General features: G+C 47.8%; 9 protein-coding genes. 3 read left to right on the plus strand and 6 right to left on the minus strand.

Going from position 1 to position 15821, the window contains the following annotated elements:
* Nucleotides 1-227: 227 nt before the first annotated feature.
* Together P0108_RS05300 and rpoB are read right to left on the minus strand one after the other, a co-directional pair.
* Complete coding sequence (locus P0108_RS05300) at nucleotides 228-4247, minus strand: DNA-directed RNA polymerase subunit beta' (protein ID WP_421782798.1); 4020 nt, start codon at nucleotides 4245-4247, stop codon at nucleotides 228-230.
* A 69-nt stretch (nucleotides 4248-4316) separates the two neighbouring features.
* Nucleotides 4317-7865 (minus strand): DNA-directed RNA polymerase subunit beta, encoded by a 3549-nt coding sequence (gene rpoB, locus P0108_RS05305; protein ID WP_033888523.1) that lies wholly within the window; start codon nucleotides 7863-7865, stop codon nucleotides 4317-4319.
* Between the two features lie 868 nt (nucleotides 7866-8733).
* Here rpoB and P0108_RS05310 point away from each other — a divergent pair.
* From P0108_RS05310 to P0108_RS05320, 3 genes are all read left to right on the plus strand, one after another.
* Nucleotides 8734-9423: a tRNA (cytidine(34)-2'-O)-methyltransferase gene (locus tag P0108_RS05310; RefSeq protein ID WP_012914445.1), complete on the plus strand. Its 690-nt coding sequence runs from the start codon at nucleotides 8734-8736 to the stop codon at nucleotides 9421-9423.
* A 33-nt stretch (nucleotides 9424-9456) separates the two neighbouring features.
* Nucleotides 9457-10452 (plus strand): HhH-GPD family protein, encoded by a 996-nt coding sequence (locus P0108_RS05315; protein WP_473730836.1) that lies wholly within the window; start codon nucleotides 9457-9459, stop codon nucleotides 10450-10452.
* A 114-nt stretch (nucleotides 10453-10566) separates the two neighbouring features.
* A complete protein-coding gene (locus P0108_RS05320; protein WP_257994339.1) occupies nucleotides 10567-11376 on the plus strand; it encodes a peptide ABC transporter permease in 810 nt (269 codons plus the stop codon).
* A 313-nt stretch (nucleotides 11377-11689) separates the two neighbouring features.
* Here the strand turns inward: P0108_RS05320 and P0108_RS05325 are convergent, their stop codons facing one another.
* The 4 genes from P0108_RS05325 to P0108_RS05340 all read right to left on the minus strand — a co-directional run bounded on the left by P0108_RS05325 (nucleotide 11690) and on the right by P0108_RS05340 (nucleotide 15772).
* On the minus strand, nucleotides 11690-13054 hold the full coding sequence (locus P0108_RS05325; RefSeq protein ID WP_102703243.1) for a PFL family protein: 1365 nt from the start codon (nucleotides 13052-13054) through the stop codon (nucleotides 11690-11692).
* A gap of 38 nt (nucleotides 13055-13092) precedes the next feature.
* A complete protein-coding gene (locus tag P0108_RS05330; protein WP_004118662.1) occupies nucleotides 13093-13431 on the minus strand; it encodes an ACT domain-containing protein in 339 nt (112 codons plus the stop codon).
* 133 nt (nucleotides 13432-13564) lie between these two features.
* On the minus strand, nucleotides 13565-14578 hold the full coding sequence (locus tag P0108_RS05335; RefSeq protein WP_102703244.1) for a ribose-phosphate diphosphokinase: 1014 nt from the start codon (nucleotides 14576-14578) through the stop codon (nucleotides 13565-13567).
* Nucleotides 14579-14695: 117 nt separating this feature from the next.
* Nucleotides 14696-15772 carry a DMT family transporter gene (locus P0108_RS05340; protein ID WP_004109250.1) on the minus strand — a complete coding sequence of 359 codons (1077 nt, stop codon included), beginning with the start codon at nucleotides 15770-15772 and terminating at the stop codon, nucleotides 14696-14698.
* Nucleotides 15773-15821: the final 49 nt, after the last annotated feature.

A 15821-nucleotide genomic window follows, 5' to 3' on the forward strand; every position in this document is an offset into this window, starting at 1 on the left:
GAGCATTTGGGGACTTACACCCCACCCAAGTCCACAAACGCGAGGAAGTATGCTCGCTTTTGGGGACATACACCCCACCCAAGTCCACAAACCCGAGGAGGGATGCTCGCTTTTGGGGACTTACACCCCACCTAAGTCCACAAACCCGCGGAAAAACCGCCAACGCGCAACAAAAAAGGAGCTTCAAGCCCGAAAGCTTGAAGCCCCATTTTTATATCAGACTAGCGTCACTCAGCTTCGTCGCCGTAATCACCCTGACCACCCTGATCATCAAGGTAATCATCTGGATTAAAGTCGTCGCCGAGCTTCATGTCGCCAAAATCAATGTTGGAGAAGTCAACATCGCCCATATCGCTCTCACCGAAGTTCGAAGGCGTGCTATCTGCACCACCCAAACCAAAGTTCGGATAAATAGAGTCACGCACCTGAGGATCCGGCTCCACGTTAGCGTTGCGGTAACGCGCCAAACCGGTACCAGCTGGGATGAGCTTACCGATAATCACGTTCTCCTTCAAGCCCTTGAGGTCATCTTCCTTCTGGCTTAAGGCGGCCTCAGTAAGCACGCGCGTAGTCTCCTGGAACGATGCTGCAGAAAGCCAAGAATCCGTAGCCAAAGAAGCCTTGGTAATACCCATAAGCTCTGGTCGACCAGCAGCAGGCTTGCCACCGTTCTTAACGGCAGCCAAGTTTGCCTCACGGAACTTTGCCTGATCCACAAGCTCACCTGGAAGAAGATCCGTATCGCCAGAATCGATCACCGTAATACGGCGAAGCATCTGGTGCACAATAACTTCAATGTGCTTGTCGTGAATATCAACGCCCTGAGAACGGTAAACGTTGTGAACTTCTTCCACAATATTCACCTGAGCTGCGCGCGGACCAAGGATTCGCAAAATCTTCTTAGGATCCACAGAACCCTCAATCAGCTGCGTACCAACGTCAACATGCTCGCCATCCTTTACCAGCATTGGCGCACGACGCGTCACAGGGTAAACGATTGGCTCAACCGTAGTGTCGTCTGGAGTCAAAGTCACCTGACGACCATGGTCAGTATCCTCAACCTTCACAACGCCTGGGAACTCAGCGATTGGAGCCTCACCCTTAGGAGTACGAGCCTCGAAAAGCTCCGTAACACGAGGAAGACCCTGAGTAATATCAGAAGCCGAAGCGACGCCACCAGAGTGGAAGGAACGAAGCGTAAGCTGCGTACCAGGCTCACCAATGGACTGTGCTGCAACAATACCAACAGCCTCGCCAACATCCACGAGTCGGCTCGTAGCCAAGGACCATCCGTAGCACTTTGCGCAAACGCCGCGCTTAGATTCGCAAGTAAGCACAGAACGCGCCTTAACTTCCTCAACGCCGTGCGCAACCAAATCGCGCAAAACGTCCATAGAAAGCGCATCTCCGCACTTTGCCAAAACTGTAGTGCCGTCAGCAGGATCGAGCACGTCTGCAGCAAGCAAGCGCGAGTATGGACCGCCATCAGCAGCCTTAACAAGCGTCAAATTGCCGTTTTCGTCGCGATCAGCAATCTTCATCATAAGACCGCGCTTAGTGCCGCAATCTTCTTCGCGCACGATTACTTCCTGCGAAACGTCCACAAGACGACGAGTCAAGTAGCCAGATTCTGCCGTACGAAGTGCGGTATCTGCCAGGCCCTTACGAGCGCCGTGCTGGGAGATGAAGTACTCCAACACGGACAAGCCGTCGCGGTAGTTTGACTTAACAGGTCGAGGAATAATCTCGCCCTTAGGGTTTGCCACGAGACCTCGCATACCAGCAATCTGGCGAATCTGCATCCAGTTACCACGTGCACCTGACTGAACCATGATGTTCACGTTGTTGTCGTCGTGGAAGTTTTCGCGCATTGCGTCTGCAACCTTGTCGGTGCATTCAGTCCACAAGTTGATCAACTCTTGACGACGTTCTTCGTCGGTAAGAAGACCCATATCGTATTGAGAGTTGATTTTTGCAGCCTGATCCTCGTAATCTTGCGCGATTTGTTCGCGATTTGGAGGAAGCACAATGTCGGAGAATGCCATTGTTACGCCAGACCAAGGAGCACGAGTAAAGCCGAGATCCTTCAAAGCATCGAGTGTTGCTGCAACTTGAGCTGTAGAATAGCGGGTTGCGATTTCGTCGACGATCTTAGAAAGTACGCCCTTTGGCACCTGCTCGTTTACGAACGGATAGTCGACTGGCAAAGTTCCGTTGAACAAAATGCGTCCGCAAGAAGTTGCAAACAGTACAGTTCCGTCCTTAAAACGCTCTTCGCACACAACGTCCGGGCTGCCTGGCTCAGGGTCAACAACCTTAAGCTCAGCAGGCTCCCAATTCTTTGGCAATACGAAGTCTGCAGGAACTCGAATCAGCACCTTAGCTTGCATGTCAATCTCATGCTTGTCGAGAGCCATTTCAGCTTCAGCAAGCGAGGAGAAAATACGACCCTGACCCTTTGCTCCGTCAATTACGGTAGACAAGTAGTAAAGACCCAGAATCATATCCTGAGAAGGCATTGTAACGGTGTGACCGTCTGCTGGCTTCAAGATATTGTCGGAAGCCATCATCAAAGTGCGTGCTTCGGCTTGAGCTTCGGCAGAAAGCGGAAGATGCACTGCCATCTGGTCACCATCGAAGTCTGCGTTGAATGCTGCGCAGGCAAGTGGTGGCAGGTGGATTGCTTTACCTTCAACCAAAATTGGCTCAAATGCTTGAATACCCAAGCGGTGAAGTGTAGGTGCGCGGTTAAGAAGCACAGGATGCTCGGAAATAACTTCCTCCAAGACGCCCCAAACTTCGGAGTCGCCGCGATCTACCAAACGCTTTGCGCTCTTCATATTCTGAGCGAAGCCCTGATCTACCAAACGCTTAATAACGAACGGCTTGAAAAGCTCCAATGCCATTGGCTTTGGCAAACCGCACTGATGCATGCGAAGGCTTGGACCAACGACGATTACGGAACGGCCGGAGTAATCAACACGCTTACCGAGCAAGTTCTGTCGGAATCGACCTTGCTTACCCTTAAGCATGTCGGAAAGCGACTTTAATGGTCGGTTGGATGCGCCGGTTACTGGGCGTCCACGGCGACCGTTGTCGAAGAGCGAATCGACTGCTTCCTGAAGCATGCGCTTTTCGTTATTAAGCATAATCTCAGGAGCACCAAGCTCAATAAGTCGCTTCAAACGGTTGTTACGGTTGATTACGCGACGGTACAAATCGTTTAAATCGGAAGTTGCAAAACGACCACCATCGAGCTGAACCATTGGTCGCAAGTCTGGTGGGATTACTGGAATTACGTCCAAAACCATAGCTTCTGGCTTGTTTCCAGTAGTCAAGAACGCGTTTACAACCTTCAGTCGCTTCAAAGCGCGAGCCTTGCGCTGACCGGTTCCGTTGTCAATTTCTGCGCGAAGTTCTTCGGCAGCAGACTTCAAATCGAAATCTTGCAAACGCTTCTTAATAGCTTCAGCACCCATGCAGCCTTCGAAGTAATCGCCATAGCGATCTTCCATCTCGCGCCACAAGTCAACGTCGCCTTCCATATCGCCGGCACGCAAGCCCTTGAAACGATCGAATACGGCGTTCAAACGCTGAATTTGCTCGTCATAGCGAGTACGAATAGCAGACATTTCGCGTTCTGCACTAGCGCGCAACTTAGATCTTGCAGCACCTTTGCCTTCACCAGATTCTTCCAGCTCATGCAAGTCTTCTTCAACTTTCTTAGCGCGCGCTTCAATTTCGTTATCACGACGCTTGCGAAGGTTGCCGATTTCTGTATCGAATTCGTCTTGCAAATCTGGAAGATCTTGGTGACGCTGCTCTTCGTCGACTTTCGTAACCATGTAGGCTGCGAAGTAGATTACTTTTTCAAGATCCTTAGGTGCAATGTCGAGCAAGTAGCCCAAACGGCTTGGCACACCCTTGAAGAACCAAATGTGCGTTACCGGAGCTGCAAGCTCAATATGACCCATGCGTTCGCGGCGAACGCGACTGCGGGTAACTTCTACGCCGCATCGTTCGCACACGATTCCCTTAAAGCGCACGCGCTTATACTTGCCGCATGCGCACTCCCAATCGCGAGTTGGACCGAAGATCTGCTCACCGAACAGACCGTCCTTCTCTGGCTTTAGGGTACGGTAATTAATGGTTTCTGGCTTCTTTACTTCGCCGTGGCTCCAGCTACGGATATCTTCGGCGGTTGCCAGTCCAATCCTCAGTTTGTCAAATGCGTTGACGTCCAGCACTCTTATCGTCCTGTCTCATGAAATTGTTTTTAACGTTTCTTAATTTCTTAAAGTGTGTTCGTTACCGAATCACTGGTATTCAGGTTCAACAGCAATCTGATCTTCCTTGGCGGACGAATCTGGTCGAGCGCCAATATTGAAGCCAAGATCGTCGGAAGATGAAACTGGGTCGTCCTCTTCATCCTTCATGTCGATTGCAACGCCTTCAGCGTTCAACACTTCAACATTAAGGGAAAGCGACTGCATTTCCTTAAGCAACACCTTGAAGGATTCAGGAATGCCAGCTGGTGGCAGGTTATCGCCCTTGACGATAGCACCATACACGCGCACGCGACCGTCGACGTCATCAGACTTCGTAGTCATCATTTCGTGCAATGTGTAAGCAGCACCATAAGCCTCGAGCGCCCACACTTCCATTTCGCCGAAGCGCTGACCGCCGAACTGAGCCTTACCACCCAACGGCTGCTGGGTAATCATGGAGTAAGGACCAGTGGAACGTGCGTGAATCTTATCATCAACCAAGTGATGCAGCTTCAAAATGTACATGTAGCCCACAGAAATTGGCTTCGGGAATGGCTCACCAGTACGACCGTCGAATAAGGTTGCCTTACCGTCGGAGCCAACAAGCTTGTCACCATCGCGATTTGCGAGTGTTGTAGAAAGCAAGCCCTTCAAAGTTTCTGGGCGCACGCCGTCGAATACTGGTGTTGCAACTGGAGTGCATGGATCGCCATGCTCAGCACCTTGCGGCACGTACTTCTTCCAAGCTGCTTCCAAGTCTGGATCCAAGTTAATATCCCAGCCAGCGTGAGCAATCCAACCCAAGTGAAGCTCGAGCACCTGACCCAAGTTCATTCGAGAAGGCACACCCAACGGGTTAAGCATGATGTCAACTGGAGTACCATCAGCCAAGAATGGCATATCTTCTTCTGGCAAAATGCGGGAAATAACACCCTTGTTGCCGTGACGACCGGAAAGCTTATCGCCTTGCGTAATCTTACGATGCTGAGCAATGTAAACGCGAATCATTTGGTTCACGCCGTTTGGAAGCTCGTCACCGTCGTCTTCAGCGTCTTCACGAGTGATTTCCTTAACTGCAATCACAGTACCAGTCTCACCGTGTGGCACGCGCAAAGAAGTATCGCGCACTTCGCGGCTCTTTTCACCGAAGATTGCACGAAGCAAACGCTCTTCTGGAGTAAGCTCGGTTTCGCCCTTAGGAGTTACCTTACCAACCAAAATATCGCCGGCTTCGACTTCAGCGCCGATGCGAATAATGCCGCGCTCGTCAAGATTTGCAATCGCATCTTCACCAACGTTTGGCAAGTCACGAGTAATCTCTTCGGAACCAAGCTTGGTTTCACGAGCGTCGATTTCGTATTCTTCAATGTGAATAGAAGAAAGCGTATCATCTTGCACAAGACGCTGGGAAATAATCACAGCATCCTCGTAGTTGTAACCGTTCCAAGGCATGAATGCAACGAGCAAGTTCTTACCCAATGCAAGTTCGCCCTTTTCGGTTGCAGGACCGTCTGCCAAAACAGTACCAGCTTCAACACGCTCACCATCTTTAATAAGCGGCACTTGGTTGTAGCAAGTAGTCTGGTTAGAACGCTGGAACTTTGAAAGCTTGTAGCTGGACTGAGTTCCATCGTCGTTCATAACGCGAATAATATCTGCAGAAACGTAAGTTACTACGCCCGGCTTTTCAGCCAAGATTACGTCGCCAGAATCAACTGCTGCACGCCATTCAGAACCGGTACCAACAAGTGGTCGCTCCGACTTAATAAGCGGCACAGCCTGACGCTGCATGTTCGTACCCATCAATGCACGGTGACCTTCATCGTGCTCCAAGAATGGAATCAAGGAAGCACCAAGGGAAACCATCTGACGTGGGGAAACATCCATGTAATCTACAGTGCTTACAGGCACATCGACTGCTTCTTCTTCGTCCACGCGAGCAAGTGCTTGAGTGCCAACGAAGTTGCCGTTTTCGTCGAGTTCCTGGTTTGCTTGAGCAATAACGTGCTCGGCTTCGCGGTCTGCAGTCATGTATTCAACTTCGTTAGTTACGTGACCATTCACAACCTTGCGGTATGGGGTTTCGATGAAGCCGAATGGGTTGATGCGTCCGAAGGTTGCCAAAGAACCGATAAGACCGATGTTTGGACCTTCTGGGGATTCGATTGGGCACATACGTCCGAAGTGGGATGGGTGCACGTCTCGAACTTCCATAGAAGCGCGATCGCGAGAAAGACCACCAGGACCAAGTGCGGAAAGACGACGCTTGTTCGTAACTCCTGCCAAAGGATTGTTTTGATCCATAAACTGGCTGAGCTGGGAAGTTCCGAAGAATTCCTTAATAGTTGCGTTTACTGGACGAATGTTAATCAAGGACTGAGGAGTAATTGCCTCTGCATCCTGAGTTGTCATACGTTCGCGCACAACGCGCTCCATGCGGCTTAAGCCGGTACGAAGCTGATTCTGCACAAGCTCGCCAACCTGACGAATACGACGGTTGCCGAAATGATCGATATCGTCAACGTCAACGCGCAACTGCACGTCTTGACCGTCGCGCTTACCTGGGAAGGTTTTTTCGCCGGAATGCAACGTTACCAAGTACTTAATAGTTGCGATAATATCTTCGCGGTTCAAGCTACGATCGCTGTAATCTGCTTCAATGCCGAGCTTGCGGTTGATCTTATAGCGACCAACGCGAGCCAAATCGTAACGCTTTGTGTTGAAGTAGAAGGAATCGAGAAGGTTGCGACCAGCTTCTGGAGTTGCAGTATCTGCAGGGCGAATCTTACGGTACAAATCGGTAAGTGCATCGTCTTGCGTTTCGATAGGCTCTTTTGCGAGCGCATCCAAAACAAGTGGGTATCCTTGGAAAGCATCGGCAATTTCGTCTTTCGTCATGCCAATAGCCATAAGGAATACGATTGCAGACTGCTTACGCTTGCGGTCAACGCGAACGCCTAAAACGTCACGCTTGTCGATCTCAAATTCCAGCCATGCACCGCGGCTTGGAATAATCTTCGCACCGAAAACATCCTTGTCGGAAGTGCGATCCTGCGTGCGATCAAAATACACGCCTGGAGAGCGCACAAGCTGCGAAACAATTACTCGCTCGGTGCCGCCAATAATAAAAGTACCGTGTGGAGTTTGAAGTGGGAAATCACCCATGAAAACAGTTTGGCTCTTAATTTCACCAGTTTCGCCGTTTTCAAACTCAGCATTCACATAAAGTGGAGCAGAATAGGTGTAATCCTTTTCCTTGCACTCGAGCACAGTGTGGCGTGGCTCTTCAAAGTATGGATCAGAGAATGTGAGACTCATTGTCTCAGCAAAGTTCTCAATTGGGGAAATCTCCTGGAATACTTCATCGAGACCAGAAACATGAGGCACGGTGTGAGTTCCGTTTGCTTCATCTTCTGCAACGCGCTTCTTCCAGCGTTCAGAGCCGATCAACCAATCAAAGCTGTCGGTTTGCACGCCGAGGAGGTATGGCACATCAATAGGCTCACAAATGGAGCCAAAATTCACACGATCTGACGCTTTATGCAACTTAATATCATGTTCGTCAGCACGTGCGATGACTTTCGTGGTGCTCGTCATAGCTTGTTCAGCAGCCAATGGACGTTCCTTTATCACTCGCTAGTTAACTATTTAATCTTTGAAAAACTAAAGAAAATCGCGGCAAACGAAACTGCCAAATAAGCAAGTTGCGATGCGCGGGCGCCTTCTTCGGTTCCATGAGCATGCCCGCTATATGACACACCTTACACAGAACCTCTACTTTACCAAAAACTAAAGACTTCCTTATTAATAAAAAAAGTCCGCTCTAGCGCTTGCAATTTCTGGGATGCTTAATATTCTCTACTTCAGTGGAACGAATATTCGTGTGGTGAGATTTGAGATTTTTCGCACTGAGCGAGGCGAACGTCAGAGCCGTAGGCTGCTGATTCGCCGAGTGAAGAAGAAAAATCGAAAAATCTCTGCGATAAGGCACGGTTATTAACGAATTAGCATGCAGAGTTTGGGGGATTTCTTTACGAGCACTAAAAGAGGACTGCGCATTGACTTGCCGGAGCGCTTAAAGCGTAGTGCGCGGAGGCACTTCAATGCGGAAACTCGCTAAAGTTGGAAGTCCAGTGGACTTCCAACGCGAGTTTCATAAGCGAGCGTAATAAAACGCGAGCTTATCGTTAAAAAAGTTTAAGAATAGAGCGACGAAGGAACGCTCACGCGCAAAGCGCGCTCGCTACTGAGCTTGCGTTGAAAGCACACCGTGCTTTCAACTTGAGCAAGCTCACGCTCCGAGTTGCTTTCGCGCGCACAATGCTGTGTGAAAGCAGGTCGTAGCACATGCGAGGAAAGAAATCCCCCAAAACTCGCGCCACGGCAAACGATACAAGTTGCGAGTAAACTAAATACGTTACGATTACGAAGTTACGTAAAGATACTTAAAAAGCTAAGGAATAGCATGAATAACAGCGAGAATACGCAAGAAGCCGCAGCCAAAACCGAAAAGCAAACAGAAGCACACAAAGCAGCAGCAAGCCGCGTAGAGCAAATGTACGAGTACGGCTACCGCAAATCAAATTATGGCCCAGACGAGCTTGTAACCGACGCTCACGGAAATCCAATTAGCGTTATGGACGCAATGCTCAGCGCCGACGACGCAGCGCGCGCAGAAACGCACACTCCTCACCTTTGCTTCTACTCCCCTCGTATTCCAGGAAATACAGGTTCCGCAATTCGACTTTGCGCTGTAACTGGCACTATTTTGCACTTGGTTGAGCCGCTTGGTTTTAATTTGCACGATACTAAATTACGTCGCGCAGGCTTGGATTATCACGATATGGCTCACGTTGTTTTGCACCCAAATTTTGAGAATTTAGTTGAGTCAATGCCAAATTCGCGAATTATTGCGTTTACTGCGAATGCTACGAAACTTTACACTGAAATTGAATATAAGCCGAACGATATTCTGCTTTTTGGACCAGAACCAGGAGATATTCCTGATCCAATGGATGTTATGGCAGGCCCGCACGTGGCAGAGCAGGTGCGTCTTCCTATGCGCCCGTCACTTCGTAGTTTGAATCTTACAAATTGCGCTTCTATTGCAGTGTATGAAGCGTGGAGACAACTCGGTTTTACAGGCGGAAAGTAATCACAAAAGTATACGACGTTTACATAATTAAGCATGCAACAAGATTCACAATCTCTCCCCGAAGAACATCTCACCGAAGAAACTTCTCAGCCATTGCGCGAATTGGCAACACTTACGCGCGATAATGTTGCACTTTTTTGGCATAGTTGCGCACGCGATTTGCCTTGGAGGTTTGGGCACACTACCCCTTGGGGTGTGCTTGTGTGTGAAGTAATGAGCCAGCAAACGCAAATGAGCCGTGTTGTACCCTATTGGCTCACTTGGATGCAAACTTGGCCAGATGCACAATCACTAGCTCACGCTACGAGTGCTGAAATTATTACAGCTTGGGGTCGCCTCGGCTACCCTCGACGCGCGTTACGTTTACAATCTTGTGCTCAAGTTGTAGCAACAAGATATCGCAATAAGCTGCCATGCACCTATGAAGAACTTATTGCCTTGCCAGGCGTAGGCGATTACACAGCAAGTGCAATACTCAGCTTTGCTTATGGCAAGCACATTGCGGTGATTGATACAAATATTCGCCGCGTACTTATGCGCGCTTTTACTGGAACTGAATCGCATGGTGGCAGCACAACGCAATCTGACCGCGAGCTTGCTGCCGCAGTATTGCCAGAAGATAACCATGTTACTGCTGCCACTGCTAACGCTACTAACACCACCAACACTACCTGCACTTCATCCGTTTGGAATCAGGCAATTATGGAAATTGGTGCTACCATTTGCACAGCACGATCTCCGCAATGCACTGCATGTCCTTTGCAAACATGGTGCCGTTTCAAAGCTGCTGGATTTCCAGGTCTTGGCCGCCATACCCGCCCCCAGCAGCATTTTGCCGGCACTAATCGGCAAGTGCGCGGCATTATTTTGCAGGCATTGCGTGAAGCACATAAAAAACAGCAGGTATTGCAACGTTGCGAGATCAACAATTTATGGTCGAATCAAACACAACTTGGCGAATGCATTACTTCGCTCGATCATGACAGTCTTATCACTATATTGCCAGATGGCACTTTAGCATTACCTTAAGTAACTAACTCATTACGCTGCTTTTGTAACTCTTTAATTAACAGCTTAATTACTTTGTATGAGAGTCTACCTTGTGTAGTGAGTACAGTTCATCTCATCGACTTATGTATTACAATGGTAAATATGTCAATGCCAACTACGTCACCACGTGAGCCGCATCGCAATGCGAGCGCAACATCGGTTCGCAACCCGATGCGCAAACCCGTGCGTAAGACCGTACGTAACATGAGCGCAGCAAAACGAAGAATGTATCGTCGTCGCAGAATTGTTGTCGGTATTGCTTTGTTGCTTTTGATTATGTTGGCAATATTTTGTGTTATTAGCTTGAGCAAGGGTATTGCCGCTATTAGTAAAGCGATTGCTGGTCATGAAGTTACCATTGTTCGCCATTCAGTGCCAGACCCCCGTCCTGTTGGATTAACACCTCATTGCACTGATAAAGATATTCGTCTTGAGCTTTCTACTAAGTCACAAACTGTTCCTATGGGCGGTAGTGTTGAGTTGACAGAACGATTTGTGTACGAAGGAAACTCTTCTTGCCTTATTGACGCATCGGATATGAATGCTGTTCTAACTATTAATAGTAGTGAAGAAGTTACGCAAGGTAAGCAAGAAACTAAAGATAATAAAAAGAAAGATAATAAAGACAACAAAGACTTTAAAGACGCAAGTAAGAGCGTTGACTACTTATCACATGCAGTATGGCGTTCTGATAGTTGTGACACTGCATTAAAGCCGCTGCTTATGGCGAAGGGTGATCATTTCGAAAAGAAAATCACTTGGAATACCAATACTACCGTCGGAAAAGGCTGTGTTGCAGATGAAGATTTACCGAAGGTGGATCGCGGCACATACGTTGCGCGGCTTGAGCATAAGCGCGTGCCAGGGCTTCACAGCGAGCCAGTGATCATTAATGTGCAGTAGGATTTATGCGTGCGACGACCTGCCGAAGCGCTGCGCTCGTTTTTGTGGACTTATGTGGGGTGTAAGTCCCCAATTGCGCGCATACTTTCTCGTTTTTGTGGACTTATGTGGGGTGTAAGTCCCCAAAAGCGCGCATGTTCTCCGGCATTTGCGCTGACGACTGCACCAGTAACGAAAAAAACGGTGACGCTCGCGCGGGTAACGCGCTCGCTACGAAACTCGCGTTGGAAGTCCCCCGGACTTCCAACTTAAGCGAGTTTCCGCTTTGACCGAGCTTGAAATCCTGTGATTTCAAGCTCGGTCAAAGCGCACGCTAATTCTTGAAGCTGTGTACTGGAGCAGGAATACGTCCACCGCGAGTTACGAAAGCTTCGCAGCTTGTTTGGTTTACTGGCATAATCGGCGCATATCCCATTAATCCGCCGAAGTTCGCCATTTCGCCTACACCTTTTCCAATTACTGGAATAATTCGCACAGCGGTAGTTTTTTGATTAATCATACCAATTGCAGATTCATCCGCGATCATGCCAGAAATCGTTGCAGCGGAAATGTTTCCAGGAATTGCAATCATGTCAAGACCGACTGAGCAAACGCATGTCATTGCTTCAAGCTTTTCAATAGTCAAGCAGCCAGACTTTGCAGCAGCAATCATATTTGCATCTTCCGAAACGGGTATAAACGCTCCAGAAAGACCGCCAACATAGCTACTTGCCATAATGCCGCCCTTCTTAACTTGATCGTTCAGCATAGCGAGCGCTGCAGTTGTGCCGGGAGCACCAACCTGATCCAAACCGATTTTCTCAAGCACTTCGCCAACAGAATCGCCAACTGCAGGAGTTGGAGCAAGCGACAAGTCTATAATTCCAAACGGCACACCAAGCCTACGAGAAGCCTCTTGCGCAACCAACTGACCTACACGAGTAATCTTAAACGCAGTGCGCTTAATAGTTTCGCATAGAAAAGCAAAGTCTTTTCCTCTAGCAGCATCGAGTGCACTCGAAACAACGCCAGGACCAGACACGCCAACATTGATTACAGCATCGCCTTCAGTTACACCATGGAAGCCGCCTGCCATGAACGGATTGTCGTCCGGAGCATTGCAAAAAGCCACGAATTTAACACAACCGTAAGAATCGTTTCCAGCTGTAGCTTCAGCAATCTTTTTAATTGTTCGTCCGAGCAACTCTACGCAATCCATGTCTATACCAGTTCGCGTCGAGCCAACATTCACAGACGAGCACACAATTTCCGTCTCGCTTAAGGCTTGTGGAAGCGACTCAATAAGCATGCGGTCTGCTGCAGTCATCGACTTTGCAGGAAGCGCCGAATACCCACCAATTAAATCAACTCCAACAGTGTGTGCTGCTCTGTCTAATGCGTGCGCAATTTGCACAAAATCTTCAGGCTTTTTACAAGATGACGCTCCAACAAGCGAAATTGGAGTTACGGTAATTCGCTTGTTTACAATTGGAATTCCATAGTCGCGCGAAATATCGTTACCTGTTTTGACGAGATCTTTTGCAAGACGTGTGATTTTTTCCTCAACTTTGTTACAAACGTCCTGCAAGTTTTCGCAAGCGCAATCTAGCAGGTTAATTCCCATGGTGATTGTGCGAACGTCGAGCTGTTCTTGCTCAATCATCGAATTAGTTTCGCTTACTTCCATCAGGTTGAGCATTGTGTACTTCCTTACGTTTACTTAGATTGCTGCGGATTTTAGATTCTGTGCATTGCAGTGAAAATATTGCTACGCTGGCAGCGAATACGCACGCCAATTTCGTCTCCTAGCGTTTCTAATCCTGCAGCAAAGTCACCAAATTCGCAATCAACAGTAGACACGTCAACAATCATCATCATGTTGAAGAATCCGTCGACAATTGTTTGAGAAATATTCAAAATATTTACATTATGCTCGGCAGCATGTGAAGTAACTTTTGCAATAATACCAACGGTATCGCAGCCGACAACGGTAATAATCGCCCTGAAAGCATCAGATTGCAACGCTTCTTGCGATTCATTATTTTCTGCAACTGCTGTTGTGTTATTGGCGACCATATTTGCCTCCTGCCGTTTTGAACCCGCATGTTAATGCATAAAGTCTATGCATTAACGCGAATTATGCGGTTATTTGTTTTAATTTTACACATCATGCGTTTTTATATGCTCTTTATGCGCTTTTATACATTTTTTATGCGTAAATATTATGCTGCTTCATATCTTCCGGAAGTGCGTTGCGAAGCGACACAAGCGATCCAGAGCGGAACACGGAACGAATGCCAGCAGCAAGAAGCGGCGCAATCGAAAGAACCGTCATATTATCAAGACGCTTCTCTTCAGGCACAGGAACTGTATCCGTCACAATAATCTCGCGAACTCCAGCAGCTTTCAAACGCTCAACAGCAGGTCCAGAAAGCAAAGCATGCGTTGCAACCAAAGTAACAGATTTTGCTCCAGCCTCACGCAAAGTACGTACAGCTTCGCAAATAGTGCCAGCAGTATCGATCATATCGTCTACAACAATGCAATCGCGTCCTTTAATCTCACCAATGATGCCGTGAGCTTCAGCATGGTTAGGGCGCGTAATATCGCGCGTTTTATGAATAAAAGCAAGAGGCAAATTGCCAAGTTTTGCAGCCCATTGCTCAGAGACTTTGATGCGACCAGCATCAGGAGACACAATAGTTGCATTATCGAGCTTCATAGAGTTTCGCACATAATCAATAAGCACAGGCATCGCAGTCAAATGGTCAACAGGCCCGTCAAAGAAACCCTGCTCCTGAGTTGCGTGCATGTCAACAGTCAAAATGCGCGTGGCACCAGCAGCGCGGAATAAGTCAAACATGAGTCGAGCAGTAATAGGCTCACGTCCCTGATGCTTCTTATCTTGGCGAGAATATCCAAAGAACGGTGCAACCACGTTAATACTGCGAGCAGATGCGCGTCGCAAAGAATCGACCATAAGCAGCTGTTCCATAATCCAATTGTTAATAGGATTCGTGTGTGCCTGAAGCACAAACACATCCGAACCACGAACAGGCTGAGTAAAGCGCACATACATTTCGCCATTCGCAAAATCGTAGGCAGTAGTCTCAAGCACATCAATACCAAGATACTGTGCAGTCTCATTAGCAAGTTCTGGGTATGCGCGACCCGTAACTAACATCATCTGCTTTTTTGGATTGCCTTCAAGAATTGTTGACATAATTGCCTTCCCGTTTGCAAACTGGTGTTGCGCGACATAGTCGCTTTCTATTTTAGCAGCTTGTGCGCCTCGTACGACACAACAAGCGTTTTATTTTAGCGCGTTACTTTAAAATCATTAAGAACTACGCTTGCAAAGCAAAATCATCATTACGAAAATAAGCCCGAATCCCACAAAATCTGCCCATGAAAAAACAGCTCCAGTAAACATAACAGCAGTAATTGCAGCAGTAACAGGCTCGCTAGCTCCAAGCAAAGTGCCACGAACAGAACCTACTCGCATAATGCCCTCTAAGAACAGCCAATATGCTCCAAAAGTTCCAGCAATAACGGTAAAAGCAAAAAGCAGCATAGCGCGCAAATCTAATGCAGGCATCGTTTCCCACGGTCGCACAAACGGGAGCATGATACAACCAGAAATAATAAACGTAATGCCATTAACAGTCAGATTTCCCCATTTTGCAATCAATTTCACAGGCATAATAGCAAGCGCCGCTGTAGACGCAGCATCTGCAAGCCCCCAAAGCAAACCCATAACAGGCAAAGACAGTGAAGAAAGATTACCACCTGTAGCCATTAAAGCAGTTCCTGCAAAAGCTAGCACAACTCCAATAGTTTCGCGCATAGTTGGCACGCGGCGAGTGTGGAAACACGCATAAACCAAAACAAACAGTAAGTTAAGGCTTTGAAGCACAGTAGCAGTGCCAGAATTAGTCCAATCAATAGTACATAAATACGAAACTTGCGTAAGAAGAACGCACACAATTCCCGTAATAGCCATTGAAATCCAAGTACGACCAGTTTTCACAGCACCACTTAACTGCTTAGGAGTGCAAGCTGCAGCAGTAATGACAAATAACATGCCAGCAGCAATTTGACGAACGCAAGCGATTTGCAAAGGAGATACGCGATACGTCGACATGAGGATTTTCGAAACTGTTGCGTTTGCACCCCAAAATGCGCCACCTAAAAGAGTTAAAAATATTCCTACAAGAATAGCGTTTGTAGAATGATTTAACGCTGGATTAGGTTTATTTGGAGTACCTTCGATTGCTTTTGTTGCAGATTTTGATGTGTCAAAAGTCTTTGAACCTGTTGATTGCAATTTTGAAGATTGTTGCTTTTTTGTTGAAGAGGAATCAATATTTGATGAATCCAAATCATGCGCACTGCTACGCCAAGAAAACTTAACCATTATTAGATTCACCTCGCATCCCCAAAACAAGCAAACATGCAGTAATTAT

The organism is Gardnerella sp. c10Ua_244 (assembly GCF_055818055.1).

Coding starts and splice junctions, on each gene's coding strand:
- rpoB (WP_033888523.1), bottom strand. CDS start 7,865: ATGACGAGCACCACGAAAGTCATCGCACGTGCTGACGAACATGATATT.
- P0108_RS05310 (WP_012914445.1), top strand. CDS start 8,734: ATGAATAACAGCGAGAATACGCAAGAAGCCGCAGCCAAAACCGAAAAG.
- P0108_RS05315 (WP_473730836.1), top strand. CDS start 9,457: ATGCAACAAGATTCACAATCTCTCCCCGAAGAACATCTCACCGAAGAA.
- P0108_RS05320 (WP_257994339.1), top strand. CDS start 10,567: ATGGTAAATATGTCAATGCCAACTACGTCACCACGTGAGCCGCATCGC.
- P0108_RS05325 (WP_102703243.1), bottom strand. CDS start 13,054: ATGCTCAACCTGATGGAAGTAAGCGAAACTAATTCGATGATTGAGCAA.
- P0108_RS05330 (WP_004118662.1), bottom strand. CDS start 13,431: ATGGTCGCCAATAACACAACAGCAGTTGCAGAAAATAATGAATCGCAA.
- P0108_RS05335 (WP_102703244.1), bottom strand. CDS start 14,578: ATGTCAACAATTCTTGAAGGCAATCCAAAAAAGCAGATGATGTTAGTT.
- P0108_RS05340 (WP_004109250.1), bottom strand. CDS start 15,772: ATGGTTAAGTTTTCTTGGCGTAGCAGTGCGCATGATTTGGATTCATCA.